The sequence below is a fragment of the Flavobacterium sp. 5 genome (assembly GCF_002813295.1).
In the GTDB taxonomy this organism is placed as follows: domain Bacteria; phylum Bacteroidota; class Bacteroidia; order Flavobacteriales; family Flavobacteriaceae; genus Flavobacterium.
On sequence record NZ_PHUE01000001.1, the window covers coordinates 2,535,601 to 2,554,358 of the forward strand.

At 28.2% G+C, this 18,758-nt stretch carries 19 protein-coding genes and 3 tRNA genes; 16 read left to right on the plus strand and 6 right to left on the minus strand.

Features of this window, described 5'->3' with window-relative positions:
- The first annotated feature begins 128 nt into the window (after window positions 1-128).
- The 8 genes from mce (at window position 129) to CLU82_RS10405 (ending at window position 7,095) form a co-directional block, all read left to right on the plus strand.
- The gene (gene mce, locus CLU82_RS10370; RefSeq protein WP_100843028.1) at window positions 129-530 is read left to right on the plus strand and encodes a methylmalonyl-CoA epimerase; all 402 of its coding nucleotides are present in this window, start codon (window positions 129-131) and stop codon (window positions 528-530) included.
- A 136-nt stretch (window positions 531-666) separates the two neighbouring features.
- Window positions 667-740, plus strand: a tRNA-Ile gene (locus tag CLU82_RS10375).
- Window positions 741-1,331: 591 nt separating this feature from the next.
- Window positions 1,332-2,486 carry a site-specific integrase gene (locus tag CLU82_RS10380; RefSeq protein ID WP_100843029.1) on the plus strand — a complete coding sequence of 385 codons (1,155 nt, stop codon included), beginning with the start codon at window positions 1,332-1,334 and terminating at the stop codon, window positions 2,484-2,486.
- A 251-nt stretch (window positions 2,487-2,737) separates the two neighbouring features.
- On the plus strand, window positions 2,738-3,016 hold the full coding sequence (locus tag CLU82_RS10385) for a hypothetical protein (protein WP_100843030.1): 279 nt from the start codon (window positions 2,738-2,740) through the stop codon (window positions 3,014-3,016).
- Between the two features lie 4 nt (window positions 3,017-3,020).
- The gene (locus CLU82_RS10390; RefSeq protein ID WP_100843031.1) at window positions 3,021-5,228 is read left to right on the plus strand and encodes a hypothetical protein; all 2,208 of its coding nucleotides are present in this window, start codon (window positions 3,021-3,023) and stop codon (window positions 5,226-5,228) included.
- Window positions 5,212-5,607 (plus strand): hypothetical protein, encoded by a 396-nt coding sequence (locus tag CLU82_RS10395; RefSeq protein ID WP_100843032.1) that lies wholly within the window; start codon window positions 5,212-5,214, stop codon window positions 5,605-5,607. The genes CLU82_RS10390 and CLU82_RS10395 overlap by 17 nt, the downstream gene beginning before the upstream one ends.
- A complete protein-coding gene (locus CLU82_RS10400; RefSeq protein WP_100843033.1) occupies window positions 5,604-6,023 on the plus strand; it encodes a hypothetical protein in 420 nt (139 codons plus the stop codon). Before CLU82_RS10395 ends, CLU82_RS10400 begins: the two co-directional genes overlap by 4 nt.
- Window positions 6,013-7,095 (plus strand): radical SAM/SPASM domain-containing protein, encoded by a 1,083-nt coding sequence (locus tag CLU82_RS10405; RefSeq protein ID WP_232735239.1) that lies wholly within the window; start codon window positions 6,013-6,015, stop codon window positions 7,093-7,095. The genes CLU82_RS10400 and CLU82_RS10405 overlap by 11 nt, the downstream gene beginning before the upstream one ends.
- Window positions 7,096-7,276: 181 nt before the next feature.
- On the opposite strand, the gene CLU82_RS10410 is transcribed toward CLU82_RS10405, so the two are convergent.
- Complete coding sequence (locus CLU82_RS10410; RefSeq protein WP_100843035.1) at window positions 7,277-7,510, minus strand: helix-turn-helix domain-containing protein; 234 nt, start codon at window positions 7,508-7,510, stop codon at window positions 7,277-7,279.
- 107 nt (window positions 7,511-7,617) lie between these two features.
- Here CLU82_RS10410 and CLU82_RS10415 point away from each other — a divergent pair, with 107 nt between their 5' ends.
- From CLU82_RS10415 to CLU82_RS10430, 4 genes are all read left to right on the plus strand, one after another.
- Window positions 7,618-7,959, plus strand: a complete 342-nt coding sequence (locus CLU82_RS10415; RefSeq protein ID WP_100843036.1) for a hypothetical protein — start codon at window positions 7,618-7,620, stop codon at window positions 7,957-7,959.
- A gap of 7 nt (window positions 7,960-7,966) precedes the next feature.
- Entirely contained in the window at window positions 7,967-8,878 is a 912-nt protein-coding gene (locus tag CLU82_RS10420) for a hypothetical protein (protein ID WP_157813344.1), read from the plus strand.
- Between the two features lie 166 nt (window positions 8,879-9,044).
- Window positions 9,045-9,314, plus strand: coding sequence for a hypothetical protein (locus tag CLU82_RS10425; protein WP_100843038.1), 270 nt, complete (start codon window positions 9,045-9,047; stop codon window positions 9,312-9,314).
- A 6-nt stretch (window positions 9,315-9,320) separates the two neighbouring features.
- Entirely contained in the window at window positions 9,321-10,361 is a 1,041-nt protein-coding gene (locus CLU82_RS10430) for a hypothetical protein (protein ID WP_100843039.1), read from the plus strand.
- A gap of 559 nt (window positions 10,362-10,920) precedes the next feature.
- On the opposite strand, the gene CLU82_RS10435 is transcribed toward CLU82_RS10430, so the two are convergent.
- The 4 genes from CLU82_RS10435 to trxA all read right to left on the minus strand — a co-directional run bounded on the left by CLU82_RS10435 (window position 10,921) and on the right by trxA (window position 12,786).
- A tRNA-Asp gene (locus CLU82_RS10435) sits at window positions 10,921-10,994 on the minus strand.
- Between the two features lie 260 nt (window positions 10,995-11,254).
- Window positions 11,255-11,328 (minus strand) — tRNA-Asp (locus tag CLU82_RS10440).
- Between the two features lie 86 nt (window positions 11,329-11,414).
- Complete coding sequence (locus CLU82_RS10445) at window positions 11,415-12,341, minus strand: DUF58 domain-containing protein (RefSeq protein ID WP_100843040.1); 927 nt, start codon at window positions 12,339-12,341, stop codon at window positions 11,415-11,417.
- Window positions 12,342-12,468: 127 nt separating this feature from the next.
- Window positions 12,469-12,786 carry a thioredoxin gene (gene trxA, locus CLU82_RS10450; protein ID WP_007805142.1) on the minus strand — a complete coding sequence of 106 codons (318 nt, stop codon included), beginning with the start codon at window positions 12,784-12,786 and terminating at the stop codon, window positions 12,469-12,471.
- Window positions 12,787-13,427: 641 nt separating this feature from the next.
- On the opposite strand from trxA, the gene CLU82_RS10455 reads away from it, so the two are divergent.
- The 3 genes from CLU82_RS10455 to CLU82_RS10465 all read left to right on the plus strand — a co-directional run bounded on the left by CLU82_RS10455 (window position 13,428) and on the right by CLU82_RS10465 (window position 15,229).
- Window positions 13,428-14,201: a threonine/serine exporter ThrE family protein gene (locus tag CLU82_RS10455; protein WP_100843041.1), complete on the plus strand. Its 774-nt coding sequence runs from the start codon at window positions 13,428-13,430 to the stop codon at window positions 14,199-14,201.
- 1 nt (window position 14,202) lies between these two features.
- Window positions 14,203-14,724 carry a threonine/serine exporter family protein gene (locus CLU82_RS10460; protein ID WP_100843042.1) on the plus strand — a complete coding sequence of 174 codons (522 nt, stop codon included), beginning with the start codon at window positions 14,203-14,205 and terminating at the stop codon, window positions 14,722-14,724.
- A 190-nt stretch (window positions 14,725-14,914) separates the two neighbouring features.
- A complete protein-coding gene (locus CLU82_RS10465) occupies window positions 14,915-15,229 on the plus strand; it encodes an HPF/RaiA family ribosome-associated protein (RefSeq protein WP_100843043.1) in 315 nt (104 codons plus the stop codon).
- 205 nt (window positions 15,230-15,434) lie between these two features.
- Here the strand turns inward: CLU82_RS10465 and CLU82_RS10470 are convergent, their stop codons facing one another.
- Complete coding sequence (locus CLU82_RS10470) at window positions 15,435-15,995, minus strand: porin family protein (RefSeq protein WP_100843044.1); 561 nt, start codon at window positions 15,993-15,995, stop codon at window positions 15,435-15,437.
- Window positions 15,996-16,300: 305 nt separating this feature from the next.
- On the opposite strand from CLU82_RS10470, the gene CLU82_RS10475 reads away from it, so the two are divergent.
- On the plus strand, window positions 16,301-18,754 hold the full coding sequence (locus tag CLU82_RS10475; protein WP_100843045.1) for an AsmA family protein: 2,454 nt from the start codon (window positions 16,301-16,303) through the stop codon (window positions 18,752-18,754).
- Window positions 18,755-18,758 lie beyond the last annotated feature (4 nt).

Below are 18,758 nucleotides of genomic sequence, written 5' to 3' on the forward strand. Positions count from 1 at the left end.
TCGCTCTTTTTGTCCAGGAAAAAAATCAATTTTATTACAAAAGGCTTTCCACTTCCATCAGGGCTACAAGAGATACAATAGTTTTCTTTTGTAGTGTTTCCCAAATAAGAAACATAAAACTACAACTAATGAGAAAAATAGAACATATTGGTATAGCAGTAAAAAGCCTCGAAGTGTCCAATTTATTATTTGAAAAACTATTTGGCGCACCATCGTATAAACAAGAAGAAGTAGCGAGCGAAGGTGTAAAAACATCTTTCTTTATGAATGGTCCTAATAAAATTGAACTTCTTGAAGCTACCAATCCAGAAAGTCCAATAGCTAAGTTTCTAGAAAAAAAAGGAGAGGGAATCCATCACATCGCTTTTGATGTAGAAGATATTGTTTCCGAAATCGAGCGCCTCAAATCAGAAGGTTTTATTGTTTTAAATGAAACGCCAAAAAAAGGAGCCGACAATAAATTGGTTGCTTTTTTACATCCAAAAGGTACTAATGGTGTATTAATTGAATTATGTCAGGAAATTAAATAAATAAAATAAAATTTAGTCAATTCATAATCAGTTCTTTTCAAAACAGATTCTATTTATTGGTTAAAATATTCGAAAATCTACTCTAAAAATACTTGTGACAATAAAAAAAATGTAGTAATATTGCAAACTCTTAACCGGTCCTATAGCTCAGCTGGTTAGAGCACCTGACTCATAATCAGGTGGTCCCTGGTTCGAGCCCAGGTGGGACCACAGTTTAAGTTTAAAAAGCCTTGAAAATCATTCGATTTTTGAGGCTTTTTTGTTTTTCTGAATGAATTAGGGTAGGATTAAAATAGATTAATGGGTTAATCTTAAAACGTGGGATTTGAGAAATAATTTAGTTTGTCTAAGAGGAGATAGATTTGTTTTGCAAACCTGCATTTATTGCATAAAAAAAGCCTTTCCATTACGAAAAGGCTTTTAAACAATGTTGCGGTCTGGACGGGACTCGAACCTATCCAGATATTTTGAGTAATTACTACACTTTACAATGGTTGAAAAATAATAGGGGAAGTCCTAGGGGATGTTTGTTGTAAATTTACATTACTAAAATATTCTAATTTATTAATTCAAAAAGTTGCTTAACCTATATTTTGATTGATAAAAACAAAGGATTTTACTTTATCTAAATGTTAAAAGTGTTAAATTTTGTTTTTTTGGTAAACACTCCAAATGCCACTATATCAATTATTTAATTATTATTTGTAAGTTTTTATTTATACTTTAGCCGAAATATTAGAACTTATTAAAACTCTTACTAGAGTTATAACATAAAGTACTAATTCCTAAATTATATAAAAAATGGAAACAAATTACTTTACCGTGAAAGCGGTTTTAAGAATGGACAAGATTAGAAAAGACGAAACTTGTCCTATTTATATTGTATTACAACGTAATAATGTAACTCAAAAATTATCCTTATCTGAATTTATACAAGTTAAGCATTGGGATAAAAATACCGAGCAAGGTATTGGAAAAGGTTATGGTAACCTGAATGCAATAATTAAAAAAAGGAAGCAAAATCTTGAAGATTTTATTAGAGAGAGTAAAAGTTTTGGAAAACCACTTACTAAAGCTGACATTAATAACTTTTGGAATGGAAAATCTGTAAACGAGGACGACGTATTATTTTCTAAATTTTATAAATCGTTTTGTAAACGCCATTTTAAAACTATAAAAGAAAGTACTCAAGTCCATTACGTAACTCTTGAAAAAAAATTGAACCATTTTAAGCCTAATCTAAAAATTTCTGAAATAAATTATTCCTTTATGGTTGAGTTTGACAACTATTTAATAGAGACTAAAAGTGGTAGATACAATATGATTAAATTTCTAAAAACGACTTTAAAAGAAGCTTTGAAATTAGGCGTTGTAAAAAATGAATCTTGGAAAGGTTTTCAAAATGTTTCTCCCAATACTAGTGAAATTTATTTAACTCCTGCTGAAATACATCTAATTGAAATTTGCGATTTATCCTCAAAAAAACAGTATGAACTAACTCGATGTATGTTTCTTTTCAGTTGTTATACTGGAATGCGTTTTAGCGATGTGGTTGCTCTAAAAAAAGAAAATTATAAAAATGGAATTATTACACTAAAACAAGTTAAAACTAACGTTGATTTAAAAGTACCTGTTAATTTACAAGCTAAAAAAATTATATGTAGGTTTTATAGCAAGAGGAAAGAAGACGAAAATATTTTTCCTAAAATTGAAAACCAAACTGTAAATCGATATTTGAAAAAAATTGGTGAAATTGCTAAAATAAAAAAAGAGCTTCATTTTCATATTGGTCGTCATACTTTCGGTACTACTCTTCTAAATAATAATGTAAACGTTTTTTATATTTCTAAAATGATGGGGCATAAAAAATTAAGCCAAACTTATGCTTACACTGGTGTAAATGTTGGTAAAATGAAAGATATAATGACTAACGTAAATTTTAGTTCAAAAAAATGAAAGCAACTAATTTAAAAAATTGCAAGAGCTTTTAAGATTTAAAATACTGACTAGAATTTTACTAATATTTTTTCAAATAATAATAAATGGAAAGGTTTGAAATTATAAAAAAATTCAACTAAACAAAGGCAAGCTAAAATAAATATAAAGCGGAATTAGATAACACGAAGAAAGTTATTTAGTCCGCTTTATTAGTTTAACTTTGAGAAAATTACCTATATTTATCAGTTATAACCTTATATTGTAAAAAAATGAGTAAAGCTGTTAAAACTATATTGATAATTATTAATATCGTAATGATTCTACTTTCTATAAAGTGGTATTTAAAAAATTATGAAGACGAACCTTTAATTTCGGCTTTAGGTCAACTTTCTACCCTAATAGTACTTTTACTAGAAGGCAAAATAAATTCTGCTTTAAAAGTTAATAAAAATGTTAGAACTAAATTAGATATGGATGTATCTAAAGGTGATACAATAAAAGCTAATAAAAATAAAGATTCTGAAATAAAAATTAAAACAAGAGATTAAGTTAATGGATTTGAATTTTTTTAAGAAAATAAGATTACCAAATATTAAAATAATTAATATTAATAGGAACAAAAACTCTAAAATTACTCTTGTAGAAAATCAAACTATAATTGAGAAAAGAATAATTTTGAAAGATGAATTAATTTCTGCTTTGAGAAATCAAAACGAAGCTCAACTTGATGCTCAAATTAATTCTGGTAAATACTTAAAAAATACTTTTTTGGAAGTTGGTAATCAAAAAGATTATTTAAGATATTCCTGTTCCCCAATTTTTTATTTAGATAAAATATTTGACGTAATTGAGGTTTTAGACTTTAGGTATTTGAATTTAATTCTTGAAAAAAAATCTGAGCCTCCTTTTTCATTAGAGATAGAACATTTTTTAAAAGAAAAGGAGAATTTAGAAATAAATAATTCACTTGATTTTTTTAATCGCTTACATCAGCATTTGGAATCGAAAAAAGACTTCATTGGAAACCATCTCAGATTAGGAAATATAAGAAGTCAGTTTGAATCTAAAATAAGAGATTTAGTTGATGATTTAATATATTTTAAATCTAAAGTAATTCTGATAATCGAAATGGCTGGGCAAGGAAAAACTAATTTCTTATGTGATTTTGTAGAGAATTTTCTTTTGAAAAAAAATGTCCTCACTGTCTTTTTAACTGGTATTGAAATTAAATCTGATGATATAAGGCAATCAATCATTAAAAGGATTTTCCCTGATGACGATAATATTACTTTTTTAGATATTTTAGATGTTGCGGAAGAAATTTGTAAAGAAAAGAATGAATATTTTGTAATTATTATTGATGGAATAAATGAAAACTACAACACCAAAATTTTCTCTACTAGTTTAGAATTGTTTATTTCTGATATGCAGAAATATGAATTTGTAAAAATAGTTTTAAGTTGTAGAAGTGAATATTACAAAGATAATTTTATAAACCTCGAAAATTCTAAATTTTCTAATACTTTAACCATTATAGATTCACTTATGGAAAGAAATCTTGATGGCAAAATATTAGATAAATTCTTCAATAATTACATTGACCATTTTAATATTAATTATCAACATATTAATAAAGGTGTAAAAGGGCAATTATTATCAAATTTTTTATTATTTAGAATATTTTGTGAAACATACGAGAATAGTGATTTAGATATTATTGACAATATATACAAAGAAGAACTATTTAATAATTATTATACAAAAAAGACTGCCGAAATTAATAATCGTTTAAATAATTCTAATGGTTCAAGTCTTATAGGTTCGTTTGACATTAGAAACTTTATTAAAAAAGTTGTAAAGAGGATGATTGAAAAAAAACAATATACAAATATTGTTTTAGATGAAATTTTAGACTCTCGAGATGATAAGGAACTATATGTTCGTTTTTTGGATGAAAATATTTTAATTAAACGTGATTTGATTGATTATGGTAATTCCATTTTTGGTTCTAGTGAAGTTGTAAATTTTACTTTTGATGAATTTAGAGATTTTTTAATTTCTGATTTCCTAATCCATGATGTATATGTTAATTCTAAAAAAGAATTTACCGACTTTCTATTAAATGAGGTAAAAAAAGATTCTCCATTAATGGAGGGTTGTAGTACATTTTTATTTTATAAATCAAGAAAAAGTACTAATTCCGATTTAAAAAGTGCCATAAGTGCTCAAATATGGTTTAAAAATGTGTTTGCTAAATGTATTTTCAATGTAAACGATGAGGATATTTCTGTAGAAGATAAAGACACCCTAAAAGAAATGTTATTTGATGCGTCTATTCCAAAAAAGAAAATTATTATGAATCTAATAAATAATGGAAATGTGAAAAATTTAAACATTGATTTTCTATTTGATTCATTATTAGAAATGAATGAAGACGAGTATAGACTAAATTTCTCAGAAAATTTTGGAACATCAAATTATAGATATGATAAAATTGACCAAGATGATATTTTAAGTTTTTTAACGGAGAAATTATATTCAGGATGGGTTAATAATGAAAATAGACATAAGCTATTTGAATTATTAATTTATATGTTTTTAAACGATAGAAGTTATAGTGTAAAAGAACTTTTTGAGAAATATTATTTTAAGAATGTTGAAATAGCTACTCTTAAATTGAGAAAAATAATGAATGCTAAAAATGAAGTCTTAAAAAATGAAATAACTAAATTTATTGAAAGATATGGTATTAGCTTATGATTTTTATAAAGCTTTTTGGTTATTAAATCCAAAATTATCAAAAGAAAAATTCTTAGAAATTGTTGGAGCGAATAAGGGGTATTCTCTTGATATGTTTACAAGAATTCATAATTCTATTTATTCTGAATTAATTGATGTAGAAAATGAATATGAGAAATATTATTCTTTTGAATATAAAACTTTTGAAGTTTATTTATTCAAAAAATATAACTTAGAGTTTAAGGAAATTAAAAAACTTATTAAAAAGAAAAACAAATTTCCTAATTGTAAAATATATAGAAAGGATGACCATTCCTATGGGGATTATTCAATACCTACATTTATCACTTCCGAAACTATGTATAAAAGAATTACTAAAATTTTAAAGCAAGAAATATGAAAATAAGATATGATTTTGTAACTAATAGTTCATCTACTTCATTTGTAATTATTTCTGATGGAGAATTCAATCTTAAAGAATTTATTGAGGCTGTAGGTATTAATAATGATTCTGAATTTGTAGATATATATCGAGAATTATTTTATTCTTTTAAAAATGATATGACCCCAATAAGAGAACTTTATGAAAATCATCATAAAAGTTATGATACTTTTGAAGAATTTGTTAAAGGTTATTTTTGGAAAAATGGAGAGGAAATGCTTCCTTTAATTTTGGAGGCTGAATCTAATGATAAAAAAGTATATTCAGGGCAATTAAGTAGTGACCATAATGATATAGAGAGTTTCTTTTGTACTGATGAATTTATTATTGAAAGCAATAACTTATATATAAATGCACAAGAAGATGGTTGGTAATCCAAATGTAGTTTTTAAAAAATATCCAAAACAAAACTATTCAGTAATTTTTAATAAAAAAACTGGCTATTTTGTTAGAGCTGAAGATAAAGGCTTTCCTGAACCTCTTTGGGCTGAACATGGACCTGAACTTTTAGATATTAGTATTACTAATTGGTGTGATCAGGGATGTAGTTTTTGCTATAGAAATTCTACTCCTAAAGGAAAACATATGCTTTTAGAAGATTATGAATTAATAATGAAGCAAGCTAAAGAACTTGATGTTTTTCAAGTCGCTCTTGGCGGAGGAAATCCAAATCAACATCCTGAATTTATAAAAATATTAGAGACTACTGTAAAATATGGTATTGTTCCTTGCTATACAACTAATGGTAGAGGGTTAACCCCTGAAATTCTTAAAGCAACTAAAGAGTTATGCGGTTCTGTTGCTATAAGTGCTTATGAACCTTATTCAGATTTTAGAAAATATCTTGAAAAATTATTTGAATATGATATTAAAGCTAATGTACATTTCGTAACCGATAGTAAAACTATTGATATAGCAATTTCTTGGTTGGAAGAGACACCTAAATTTCTTGAGGGTATTAATTCACTAATTTTTTTAAACTATAAGCCTATCGGCAGAAAACCTGATTTATCTTTATTGCTGAAAGATACTGATAAGATAAAAAAGTTTTATGGTCTCGTAAAAGAAAATAAGAATGTATTAAAAATAGGTTTTGATAGTTGTAGTATTTCGGGAGTTGTAAAATATTTAGATGTAAACTCTAATTTTTATGAGGGTTGTGATGCTGGAAGATTTTCTGCTTTTATAGATGAAAATTTAAGGATGATGCCTTGTTCGTTTATGACAAATAATAATTGGTTTGGAGATTTAAAAGAACATAGTATGCTAGATATATGGAAAAATAATGAATTTTTTAAAAAGTATAGAAATAATATTCTAGATAATGGATGTAATTCTTGTTCCTTTCAAAAAACTTGTATGGGAGGTTGCCCATTTATAGAAGAACTATCTCAATGTGATTGGAAAGATGAGAGATTAGGATTTGACTTCAAGAATAATAAATAATTACCCCTATAAATAAAAGAATATTTTGATTGAGTTACAACACTAAATTTAAGAATTATTTTTCCTAAAACGCTTGAAAACCCGCTAATAGCGGGTTTTTTATGGATATTATTCGACTTTAATGGTCAATAATAGACACTTAAATTCCTCCTATAATTCTACTTTGTAAATAAAAAAACGTTTATAAGTCATTAAAGAAATCTTTCAAGGATATTTTATGTATTTCTAATATTTTGATTAAAGTTTTTAAAGTTATATTTCTTCCTGATTCTATCCTCCAGTACTGTACTCTATTTAATTCATTTTCGTAGGCAAATGTTTCGTAGCTAGTATAACCCTTTGATAGTCTGATTTCTTTTAGCTTTTGTGAAATCTGATTGATTTTTAATTCGATATTTTTATCTAAATCTTCCATAAGCGGAAAATTGTAAATAATACCGCTTAAAATTTACCGCATATATTATACAATTTTATTATTTTAGCTGTTAACTAACTTATAAATAAATTATAACCCAAATCCTTATGGAATACACCGAAGTAATAGTTAAATGGGGAGCTTTGCTCCTAGTACTTTTTGTAATTATTTTTATGATAATCCCTCTTTTCATTATTGCGGAAATAGCAAGTAAAAAGGGAAGAAATACCACATTATGGATTTTATATTCCCTGATAGTTTCTCCTTTATTAAGCATCTTTTTTCTACATGTACTTGGAGAAACTGACGAAAAAAGAGAAGAACGAATTATTGAAGAAGAAAAATTAAAAAATCTATACCGAAATCCTATTAGTCAAAATCCTGAAAATAAATTAGAAAAATGGCTAATTGAAAATCCTGGAAAAACTGTTAATGATTATTATAGGTAGTTTAAGTATGAAAAGCAAAAATATTGTATCCGTTTTTATTTTTTTAATCCTATTTACGGCTTGTAAAAGGGAAGATGCTACAAAATTTCTCGAATCCATTAAATCAGCAAAATCTACACTTGTTAATAGCGATACGCTTGTTGAAAATAGTTTTAATAAAACTATTTTTAATGATAGAGCTGAAGAATTAATCTATATCAGAGAATATTTAAAATATAAATTACCCTTATTGTTAATAAAAAAAGACCTTGATTTGGTAAAAAAAGCTCAATATACATTAATCGCTAATGGAGAAAATCCAAGTTCAACTGACGCTGCTAAAAGAACTATTGTTTATAGCAATAAATATGAAGGTTATATGTCATTAATTACGTCTGAAAATATGAGTTTTAAAGAAGTAAAGAATCAATTGGAAAGTAAAGGTAAAATTGATTTTAATTTAGAAACTCTACCTACTAATTTCATTAGAGTAAAAAATGAAACTGTGAATGAGGAAGACACTTTAAACGTTGTAAATTCTAAATCTAATTATTCTTTTCCTAATTATTTAATTAACTTAAATCATTATTCTCCTAAAATTAGTGGTATTTGTGAAGACCAAGGTTATTCGGATTGTTTTAGAGACGTCACTAGTTTCGTAAAGGATTTAGTCGATATAAGAAAAACACATCTAAACAATAAATATAATGAAGATTATTTATCATTTTATAAAACGAGCAATGCACTTAAAGATAATCGGAGTTGGGGGAAAGACGCATTAGACATTGATAAATATATTGTTGAAAATATAAAAAGATATGATGATGCAGTAAAAAGTTGCGATTGTGATGATTACGATTGGTTTAAAAAGATGCCAAAAGACCTATACCAGTATTTTAATTTGAATAAAAAAGAACTTCTTAATAGTATTGAATATTGATTAATTAAAAAAATATTTTTTCATACAGCGACCTAGAAATAGGTCGCTTTTTTTGTCTCAACAACTACGTGATTTGCTGATGATTGAAAAAAATTTGACTTTTTCCAATAAAAAAAAATAGCTGGCGCCTATTATGTAAATATGTAACAACTAAAATATAAAAAACATGAATGCTAAAATTATGGTAGAAAGACGAGTTTATAGTAACCTTATAAAATTTGTCATTGAAACAAGAAAAATGTTGGCGGATTATTCTGAGAGACCAGAATTTAAAAAAGAATGGTTATCTATATCTGATATAGAAATTGAATTTGGATTAAGTCGAAAAATTATAGACGGATTTAGAAAAAAAGGTTTAAAGGCAAATCAAAAAATAGCTAATGGAAAAATTCTAATTAGTCGAATCGAATTGGAAAAATATATAATTAAAAAGTAAACCGTCATGGATAACAACACAACATATATTGATAATTATGTTACGAATAGGATTAATGTTGAAGAATGGATTCAATACCATCCTAAACCCAAAGAGGGTAAAAAAGCTTTACCTAAAAACTACCATTACTTTAGAAAAAAATTGTATGCTGAAAAAAGTAGAAGCTTTTTGTTACTATCATTGCGGTATGACGATGAAGAAGATATATTTAGATTAAGAATTAATGGAAGTTTGAAAAAATGGTATTTAAATGGAAATACTCTCGAAGAATTAACTAAGCCACAATATGAGGAATGCTATAAGAAAATAGCTAAAAAAATTGATGTTTTATATGAAGATTTACTTTTAGGACGAAATACTAAAATAGAATCTGGTATAACAATTCGCTTAAAGATTAAATTTAACGATTTATTGAAATGTTTTGTTTGGTACAAAGATTTTGAAAGAGTCGAAGAAAGTGATACTACTCTTTATTTTAGAGGGAAATATTACAGCTTTATTCTTTATGAAAAAGAGATTGAAATTAAATCAAAAAACCGTTATCATAAAGGCAGATTTATTAAAGCTGATAAACCTATCCAAGTGACGAACTCATATTTAAGATTTGAAGTAAAAGTAAATTCTGTTTGCGGTGTTTCTTTTTATAAAGAGAAAGCAAACACTGTTGGGAAAATAATTCAACATTGGGACGAAATTATCATCCAAATTCAGAAATTTTTTGAACGTATTGAATTTATTAATTTTAATGAAGCCAAAGTAGAACTTGAAAATATGACTTTCTCAGAATTAAAAAAATTCTTTATGACTGAAGGCTTTAAAACTTTTGGAATTTATAAAATAATTGACTTGCTAAATAAAATAAAAACTGGAACCAATAAGACAAAGTACCGTAATGAAATTTTTAGTCTATTAAGAAGTCATATATCTACAAATCTCAGTTTGAGAGAAGAACTTTTATATGAATTTGAGAAGAAAATTAATAATTTAATTTATAATAAGCTTAATACTTATTCTAATAGTAATAAACTTTTGATAGAGGATTCCTAAACATAAACAAGGTAAACTATAAGCAATAGAACCCAAATAAGCCAAAGTAAGCTGATAAATAAAGTAAAGCGGAATTAAATAACACAAGGCAAAGTTATTTAGTCCGTTTTATTTGTTTTATAAATGAAGTGTTAGTGATTATTATTGGCTGTATGGTAATTAATAAGCAAAATATTTGATTTAAGAAACTTTACTCGATTATTCTTAAAGTTATGAGTCAACTTAAATTTAAATGCTTTAAAACGCTTTGTTTATTATTATTTATTTTCGATTAAATAAACCAATTCCAATTTATTTTCGATTTGTAAAACCCAAGGTAACGGATTAGGGGATAGAATATGGGCGAATAATGGCAAAAGAAGTAAAAAGAATTTCTCCAAAATTAAAAATTGAAAATTCTATAATACAAAAAGGCTTTATTTATTTTAAGGACATTTTTCATTGTCTAAATGCTAAAAGTGAAATATTTAAAGCTGTACTCTAAACAATACAAAGAATTTAGAAAACTTATATCCATAAAAAAAGCCTTTCCATTACGAAAAGGCTTTCCCAATTTAAGCGGTCTGGACGGGACTCGAACCCGCGACCCCATGCGTGACAGGCATGTATTCTAACCAACTGAACTACCAAACCCTGCTTTATTGCGGTTGCAAATGTACAATTAATTTTTGTTTACGCAACTATTTTATAACATAAGATTTTAAAAAAAATAATCTCTTAAAAATCAAAAAAGCCATCCGTAGATTCCGAATAAATTCAGAAGCATTGGAAAGCTTTTCATTGGTCTAACTACAAACCGATCTCGTTCTAAACGAGAAAACAACACAACTAGCTTTAGATACCGTATTTGGGCAAAAAAGCCTTTCTGTTACGAAAGGCTTTCCCCAATATTGCGGTCTGGACGGGACTCGAACCCGCGACCCCATGCGTGACAGGCATGTATTCTAACCAACTGAACTACCAAACCTCTGCTTTATTGCGGTGGCAAAGATACAATAGATTTCCGTTTACGCAAGCCTTTTAATAGAGAATTTTAAATTTTTTTTAGTTCGTTTATCCAAAGTTTTGTTTTTCAACTAAGTATGCTGTCAAAATTTTGTCAAAACTTTCGTCAACCCCAACAGGAATGTACTTTATTTTGTTTTGAGCGCAGGTTAAAGCAAGCTTTTTGAAGTAATCACCCACTCTTTTTTCGTATTCTTCCTTTACATTATCTGCAAAAAGTACTACTTCATCACCTGTTTCGACATCAATAAACTTCCTTGGTGAGTTGTCAAAATCAAATTTTAGTTCTGTTTCCTTATCAATGACATGAAATAAAACTACTTTATGCTTGTCGTGTTTCAGGTGTTGCAAGGCATTAAACAGCGCTTCTTCATTTTCTGACTGAAACATATCTGTAAACAAAATAATCATCGAACGCCTGTGAATCTTCTCTGCAATTTGATGTAAATAGGTAATAGTATCCGTATTCTTTTTCTCTTTTGGCTGTTCCAGAAGTCCTTCGAGAGTATTCAATATCATTCTGTGGTGACGGTCACTTCCTTTTTCGGGAGCATAATACTCATAACTATCCGAAAACACACTCAAACCAACAGCATCACGTTGTTTCTTCAATAAATTCATTAAAACAGCAGAAGCCAATACCGAAAAGCCAATTTTACTTTCATAAAATTGCTGATTCTCCTTCAGTTTAGGATAATGCATCGATGAAGAATTGTCAATAATAATATGACATCTCAAATTCGTTTCTTCTTCAAAACATTTTGTATACAATCGATCCGTTTTGGCAAACAACTTCCAATCGATATGTTTGGTGCTTTCTCCGGTATTATACACTTTGTGCTCAGCAAACTCAGCCGAAAATCCATGAAACGGACTCTTATGCATGCCCGAAATAAACCCTTCCACCACTTGATTGGCTAATAATTCCAAGTGCTGAAAACTAGCTATTTTTTTTATTTGCGTTTCAATCTTCATCTCCCAAATGTATTAAAAGATTAAATGATTTAAAAATTTAAAAACACACACCATAAGTTCTTATAGTATATTCCATAAAAAAAGGCCCGACTTTCGCCAGACCTTTTTAAACTTATTTCAATTTAGATTACAACAAAGCATCCAAACTATCTGCATACGTTTGTTTTGGAGCAACTCCAACTTGTTTTCCAACAACTTCTCCGTTATGAAAAACCAAGACTGTTGGGATATTTCTAACACCGTATTTTGCAGCAAATTCTTGGTTTGCATCAACATCAACTTTCCCTACAACAACTTTTCCTTCATACTCGCTGCTTAGTTCGTCAATGATTGGTCCTACCATTCTACAAGGTCCACACCATGCTGCCCAAAAATCTACCATTACCGGTTTATCTGATTTCAAAACTACTTCATCAAAAGTAGCATCTGTTATTGCTAATGCCATACTATTTTTATTTTATGTTTAAATGCTTATTTCTTAAAACTAGAGTACAAATTTAGAAATTTAAAACCAACCAAACGTCATTACCAAATTAGTTTTCATTATAAATGTATTACTAATTGTTATTCTCAGTTAATTTGGAAGCTATTCCTGCTGTCATTCCAATCTTTTTATTTTTAAAGGAAAAATAAAAAGGATTTTCCCTTCCATCAGGGCTAGGGCATCTGTCTTCATAAGAGGAATTGGAGTTTTTTTAGTTTTTTAAAAATGGTTTTTAATTTTGTAAACTAGCCGACCTATTTATCTTTTTTTAATTACGTCTATATTGTAAAGTTTAAACATTAACGATGTTAAAATCGATAATTTGATAAAAAGGTACGTTAAAAAATAGGTTTTCATTAAAATTCTAGCGTTTTTTTGTATTTTGTAAGCTGCAAAGTACTCTAAAAGATCATCAAATTAGATCTAAAAATCGCTAAATTAAGCCTTGTTTTTAATTTTTTCTAGTTTAAACAAGAAGCGAAATCGATAGAAATCACTTGTTATTTATTCTCTAAATAAATTATAGGTTTAACTGTCAAATATCAGTCTTTTTGAGGTGCTAATTCGTTAAATTTGAGAGTAAAATTAACAATTACATTTATATGGAAATAGTTGCAAAACCAAACAAATATGAACTGGGAGAAATGCTCCTAGAAATAGGTTCTTTACTGATAGTAGCTGGAGCTAATACCGAACGGGTCAAGGTCACCATTAATAGAATATCTGGAGCCTTTGGATGTTGTTCAGATTTAATGATCACCAATCATGCCTTAATGATTACTTTAACGTATAAAGATCAAATTAAAACGTTTACTAGTGTAAAATGGGTACCCAACATGCATCTTAATTTTAATCTCATCTCTGATATTAGTACCATGAGCTGGAAAATTGTGGAAGAAAAATGGTCAGTAGAGCGAATAAATAATGAACTAACACTACTTGATCGAAAAGCCTTGTACCCAAGATTTGTTGTTTTGTTTTTGGTAGCTTTGGCAGGAGCTTCCTTTTGTAGATTGTTTGGTGGAGGATTAACCGAAATGATTCTTTGTTTCTTGGGGAGTTTCTTAGGGCTTTTTGTGAGACAGGAAACTATGAAACTTAAATTTAATTTTTACCTGTGCATCTTTTTTGCATCCTTAACGTCTTCTTTCTTGGTCGGTTTGTACTCTTTTTTAAATCCTGATAGAGAATTTATACATGCATTATCGACTTCTGTTTTGTTTTTAATTCCTGGAGTGCCTATGATTAATTCTTTCTCCGATTTTATTGACGGAAATATATTAAATGGAACCACCAGAGGTGTAAATGTTTTGGTTATTGCTTTTGCTATTGCACTAGGGTTAATGGTTTCATTATTAATTTTTAAATTACACTAAAATGGATTTTACATTACTAGAAAAAGGAATATGGTTAGGTTGTGCAGGGATTGGTTTTGGGGTATTGTTCAACGTTCCTCGTCGTACTTTAGGAGCTATTTATATCATGGCAGCACTTGGTGGATTGTTGAAGTTTTATATAATTTCGCTTGAATTTGGATTAGTTTTTGCGACTTTGTGTGGTGCAAGTCTTGTTGGGTTTTTAAGTGTTTTTGCGGCTCATTACCGTAAAGCCCCGCCAATAGTTTTTTCAATTCCCGCATTAATCCCTATGATTCCAGGGTTTTTTGCTTACAAAGCAATGGTAGGGGTTGTGAAATTAACCGCTGAAAAGAATCCTGATGTTTATCCTAAGCTTTTTTTCGAAACAGCAAATAATGGACTTTCGGCTTTGTTTATCATTTTGGCGTTATCAGCTGGAGTTGCAATTCCATTATTGATTGCTAGAAAAGAAACCGTTAAAAGAATTAAAACCGATAAAGCTTTAGAAAAACAATTTGAGGGTTTAGAAGAAGAAAGTTAAAATAAACCTTTTCATTTTATAATGTTTTACTAAAAGAGGATGGTATTCGATAATAATTTTTAACTTTGAGATATAGCCAAAACGCTATAAAAAAAATAATGTGAAATGAGCTGTTAGAATGCTGGTTTAATCAAACCATTTATGATAAGCAAGTTCATATGGGACCTCTAATAAATAAATTTTTATAATTATGAAAGTACAAATCAACACAGACAAGAATGTAGAAGGTAGCGATAGATTGGAAACTTATTTTTCTAGTGAAATAGAAAGAGTATTATCCCGTTTTGATGATAAAGTGACTCGTATAGAAGTGCATTTTGGAGATGAAAACAGTGCTAAGACTGGTTTTGGCGACAAACGTTGCCTTATTGAAGCAAGACCAGCAAATATGCAACCAATTGCCGTTACAGAACATGCCGATTCTATCGAAAAAGCCTTTCATGGTGCTTTGGATAAAATCAAGAAAGCATTAAATACGACATTCGATAAACAGAAAGTACACTAAGTAATAAATATAAATCATAACAATATGAGGCTGTCTTTTGGGGCAGCCTCTCTTGTTTTTATTTCTTTTCTAAATATATTTAAATCATTTTGAAAACTGTATAGTATGATAGTTTTATGTTTTACGTTTAGAATAAACATAAAAAATGCCTTAAAGCAATAACTTTAAGGCATTTTTCAGTAATAATAAATTTAGTTATTTTTCTTTAGAATTGAAAAGCAGCTCCTATTTGAAAAACTTGATTTTTACCTGAATCAAAAGTATTATTTAAACCATTCTTTACTTCGAAATTATCGTTTAATGCAGAAATATATCTAGCGTTTATAGATAATCCAAGAGGAAGATTAAGAGATGCTCCAAAAGCCCAAGAAGGCACAAAGTCCTTTACATCAGCAAAGGTTTTATTAATATTATCACTAATTTTAAACCCAAACTGAGGTCCAGTTTCAAAACTTACTATTTTGGCAACATAAATTTTTGCTAAAATAGGCACAGTTAAATAATCTATTTTCGTATCCTCAACCCCCTTAGTTTTAAAACCCTCTTGAGAATATTGTACCTCAGGCTGGATAAATAATAAACTTTTTATTAATGGAATTTCTTTGTAAATACCAACATAAAGTCCTGTTTTACTTGAGGTGTCCAATCCATCTACATTAACATCTGAAATGTTGGCACCAGCTCTAATTCCCCATTTTTGTGCTGAAACTGTATTAGAAACTAACATTATAAAGGCACCTAGTAATACGATTTTTAATGATTTCATATTTTTTCGTTTTAGATTAAAACCTCTTTTTGAGGTTGATTGTTTCAAAAGTACTACAAAATTTTAATTCTTAAATAATCATAATGCAAAAAAACAAGAAACAAATGTTTAAATTTATGTGAAAAATACTGTTTAATTGTTTTGTTTATAATTAAGTAAAGAACTAAAACATTTAATATAACGTCGATTTTTGTAAATATATTATGTTAACTTTGAAAAGAAGGAGATCTATTTGGTTCTCAATTCAGTTTTTTAAATTCATAATGCAAACATTTATTTAGTCATAAAACAATAAATATCTACACATGAATAGACTTATTCAAAGAGTGAATGGATTTTTAAAAACAAAAATCTTCAAACTAATTAAAATTTTCTTTATTTCATTATTAGCATTACTTCTGGCTCTTTTTATTGGCTTACGTATTTATTTTGAAAAGAATAAAGCCGATATAATGACTGATATCAATCAAAAAATTAATGAAAATATTTCCGGACATGCAAATATTGGTAATGTTGGATATAAATTTTTGATTGGTTTTCCCAATTTTACTGTGGTTTTAAATAAAGTAGAATTACAAGATAGTTTATATGCTATTCATAAAAGAAGTGTTCTTAAAGCTGGTGAAATTGAGGTACGCTTGAATGTTCTTAGCTTGTTGCATAAAAAAGTCAAAATCGAAAAAATTGTATTGATTGATACAAAAATTGATTTGTTCAAAGATAAAAATGGAGTTTCCAATTCAAATATTTTAAAGCCAAAACCAAAAACAAATAAACCAAAGTCTAAAACAGATACCGAAATCAATGAGATAGATTTTAAAAACGTGGTATTTATTTCTCAAAATTTGCAAAGAAATAAACTGTTTCATTTTGAAGTTGCTTCTTTAAAAAGTAAAATAAATTATACAGATGATGGTTGGGGTACTAATTTGTTTCTTGATGTTTTTGCCAAGAGTATGGCTTTTAGTACCCTTAAAGGTAGTTTTATAAAAGACAAAAGAATAAAAGGGAAGTTAGCGGTACAATTTTCTAAAGCAAAAAATAAAATTGAAGTACTTACAGAAGGATTAGGAATAGGTGAGGATGATTTTGATATCAAAGCGAGTTTTGGTTTAGAAAAAGAACATCCAATAATGAATATCAATATTACTACTAAAATTTTGTGGTTAAATGCTGCCCGTTTGTTAGATCCACACTTGTTTAAAATACTAAATCATTTTAATCTAACAAAACCATTAGAGGCAAATTGCAGCATCATAGGTGACATGAATGCTGCGGGTGACCCCGAAATCATTGTAGTAGGAAAAATAAAAGACAATGTATTGGTCTCAGGAGAAGGCGAAACCACAGATTGTAGTTTTGTTGGGAAATACACCAATAATTTTAAAAATGGTTTAGGAAACGTTGATGCTAATTCAGCTGTAATCATTAAAGATTTCAAAGGAATTCATGAAGGAATTCCAATAGAAATTCCAGAGGCTGCAATTATTAATTTGGAAAAGCCTATCGCAACTGGAACATTACATTCCAAATTTGAAGTGGAGAAATTAGGGAATGTTTTTGGAGAGGATTTTATTAAATTCAATGGAGGTACTGCCAATGTTGATTTGAAATTTAATGTTGATATTGTTTCTCTACGTATTTCAAAACCTCGTTTTACAGGAAAAGTCAATATAGAAAAAGCGAATATGCTGTTCAAAGCTAAAAACCTAACTTTTCAAACGAATGTTCTTCTTGATTTTACAGAGGAAGCCTTGTTTATCCGAAATATTAAATATCAAAGCAATAAAAACATTGTGTTTGTGGATGGGAAAATAGATAACTTCCTTAATCTCTATTATGATCAGCCCGAAAAAATGGTTGCTGTTGTCAATATAAAAAGTCCTTATATGGATGTTAAGAAGTTTATGGGAGTTTTGGCTTATAAGGAAAAGGGTGCAGAGGTTAAAAAAGCACCGGCTAAAAAAGTTGATACTAAAAAAAGAATGGCTCTAGTCAAAAAATGTCAAGTCGTTTTAAATTTGAATCTTGACAAAATGGTATATTCGAATTTAACGGCCAAAAATGCAAAAATCAATATAGTACTGAGTAATAGACGTGCTTTTATTAAGCAAGGTGTAATTGAAACTTGTGGTGGCAAGATTACATTCAATTCTCAAATGATTCCTGAGGGAGAATCATTTAATGTAAAAACAAATGTAAATATCAGTACGGTCGACATTCCTCAGTTTTTAACTTCTTTTAAGAATTTCGGAATTACATCTTTTCAGCCTAAAAATATTAAAGGAAATCTTTCAGCTAAAGCCGATTTGAATATAAAAATGAATCAGAATGGTGATTTGGTGGATGAATCTGCTAAGGGAAATTTATTTTACGAAATTAAAAATGGATCATTAACTGATTTTAAACCAATTATGAAAGTTGGAAAATTTGCTTTTCCTAATCGCGATGTAAAAAATATTGTTTTCAATGATTTGTCTGGGCAATTAAATATAAGCGGAAGTATTGTGAATGTTGACTATTTTAAAGTGAGTTCGAATGTGTTGAATTTTGATGTAGAAGGAATTTATTCATTTAAAAAAGGTACAAAATTAGGCTTAGTTATTCCATTAAGAAATCCAGAAGATGATTTTAAAATAAAAGATAAAAATGAACGAGAGGCTAAACGTTATAAAGGAATAGTGGTTCGTTTGCTAGTCGTGGATGGAAAAAATGGGGAGATGAAAATAAAATTGGGAAGTTTGAAGGATAAAAAATAAAAAG

Bases quoted from the DNA above. Each gene is read 5' to 3' on its own strand.
- mce (WP_100843028.1), top strand. From the start codon at position 129: ATGAGAAAAATAGAACATATTGGTATAGCAGTAAAAAGCCTCGAAGTG.
- CLU82_RS10380 (WP_100843029.1), top strand. From the start codon at position 1,332: ATGGAAACAAATTACTTTACCGTGAAAGCGGTTTTAAGAATGGACAAG.
- CLU82_RS10385 (WP_100843030.1), top strand. From the start codon at position 2,738: ATGAGTAAAGCTGTTAAAACTATATTGATAATTATTAATATCGTAATG.
- CLU82_RS10390 (WP_100843031.1), top strand. From the start codon at position 3,021: ATGGATTTGAATTTTTTTAAGAAAATAAGATTACCAAATATTAAAATA.
- CLU82_RS10395 (WP_100843032.1), top strand. From the start codon at position 5,212: ATGGTATTAGCTTATGATTTTTATAAAGCTTTTTGGTTATTAAATCCA.
- CLU82_RS10400 (WP_100843033.1), top strand. From the start codon at position 5,604: ATGAAAATAAGATATGATTTTGTAACTAATAGTTCATCTACTTCATTT.
- CLU82_RS10405 (WP_232735239.1), top strand. From the start codon at position 6,013: ATGGTTGGTAATCCAAATGTAGTTTTTAAAAAATATCCAAAACAAAAC.
- CLU82_RS10410 (WP_100843035.1), bottom strand. From the start codon at position 7,510: ATGGAAGATTTAGATAAAAATATCGAATTAAAAATCAATCAGATTTCA.
- CLU82_RS10415 (WP_100843036.1), top strand. From the start codon at position 7,618: ATGGAATACACCGAAGTAATAGTTAAATGGGGAGCTTTGCTCCTAGTA.
- CLU82_RS10420 (WP_157813344.1), top strand. From the start codon at position 7,967: ATGAAAAGCAAAAATATTGTATCCGTTTTTATTTTTTTAATCCTATTT.
- CLU82_RS10425 (WP_100843038.1), top strand. From the start codon at position 9,045: ATGAATGCTAAAATTATGGTAGAAAGACGAGTTTATAGTAACCTTATA.
- CLU82_RS10430 (WP_100843039.1), top strand. From the start codon at position 9,321: ATGGATAACAACACAACATATATTGATAATTATGTTACGAATAGGATT.
- CLU82_RS10445 (WP_100843040.1), bottom strand. From the start codon at position 12,341: ATGAAGATTGAAACGCAAATAAAAAAAATAGCTAGTTTTCAGCACTTG.
- trxA (WP_007805142.1), bottom strand. From the start codon at position 12,786: ATGGCATTAGCAATAACAGATGCTACTTTTGATGAAGTAGTTTTGAAA.
- CLU82_RS10455 (WP_100843041.1), top strand. From the start codon at position 13,428: ATGGAAATAGTTGCAAAACCAAACAAATATGAACTGGGAGAAATGCTC.
- CLU82_RS10460 (WP_100843042.1), top strand. From the start codon at position 14,203: ATGGATTTTACATTACTAGAAAAAGGAATATGGTTAGGTTGTGCAGGG.
- CLU82_RS10465 (WP_100843043.1), top strand. From the start codon at position 14,915: ATGAAAGTACAAATCAACACAGACAAGAATGTAGAAGGTAGCGATAGA.
- CLU82_RS10470 (WP_100843044.1), bottom strand. From the start codon at position 15,995: ATGAAATCATTAAAAATCGTATTACTAGGTGCCTTTATAATGTTAGTT.
- CLU82_RS10475 (WP_100843045.1), top strand. From the start codon at position 16,301: ATGAATAGACTTATTCAAAGAGTGAATGGATTTTTAAAAACAAAAATC.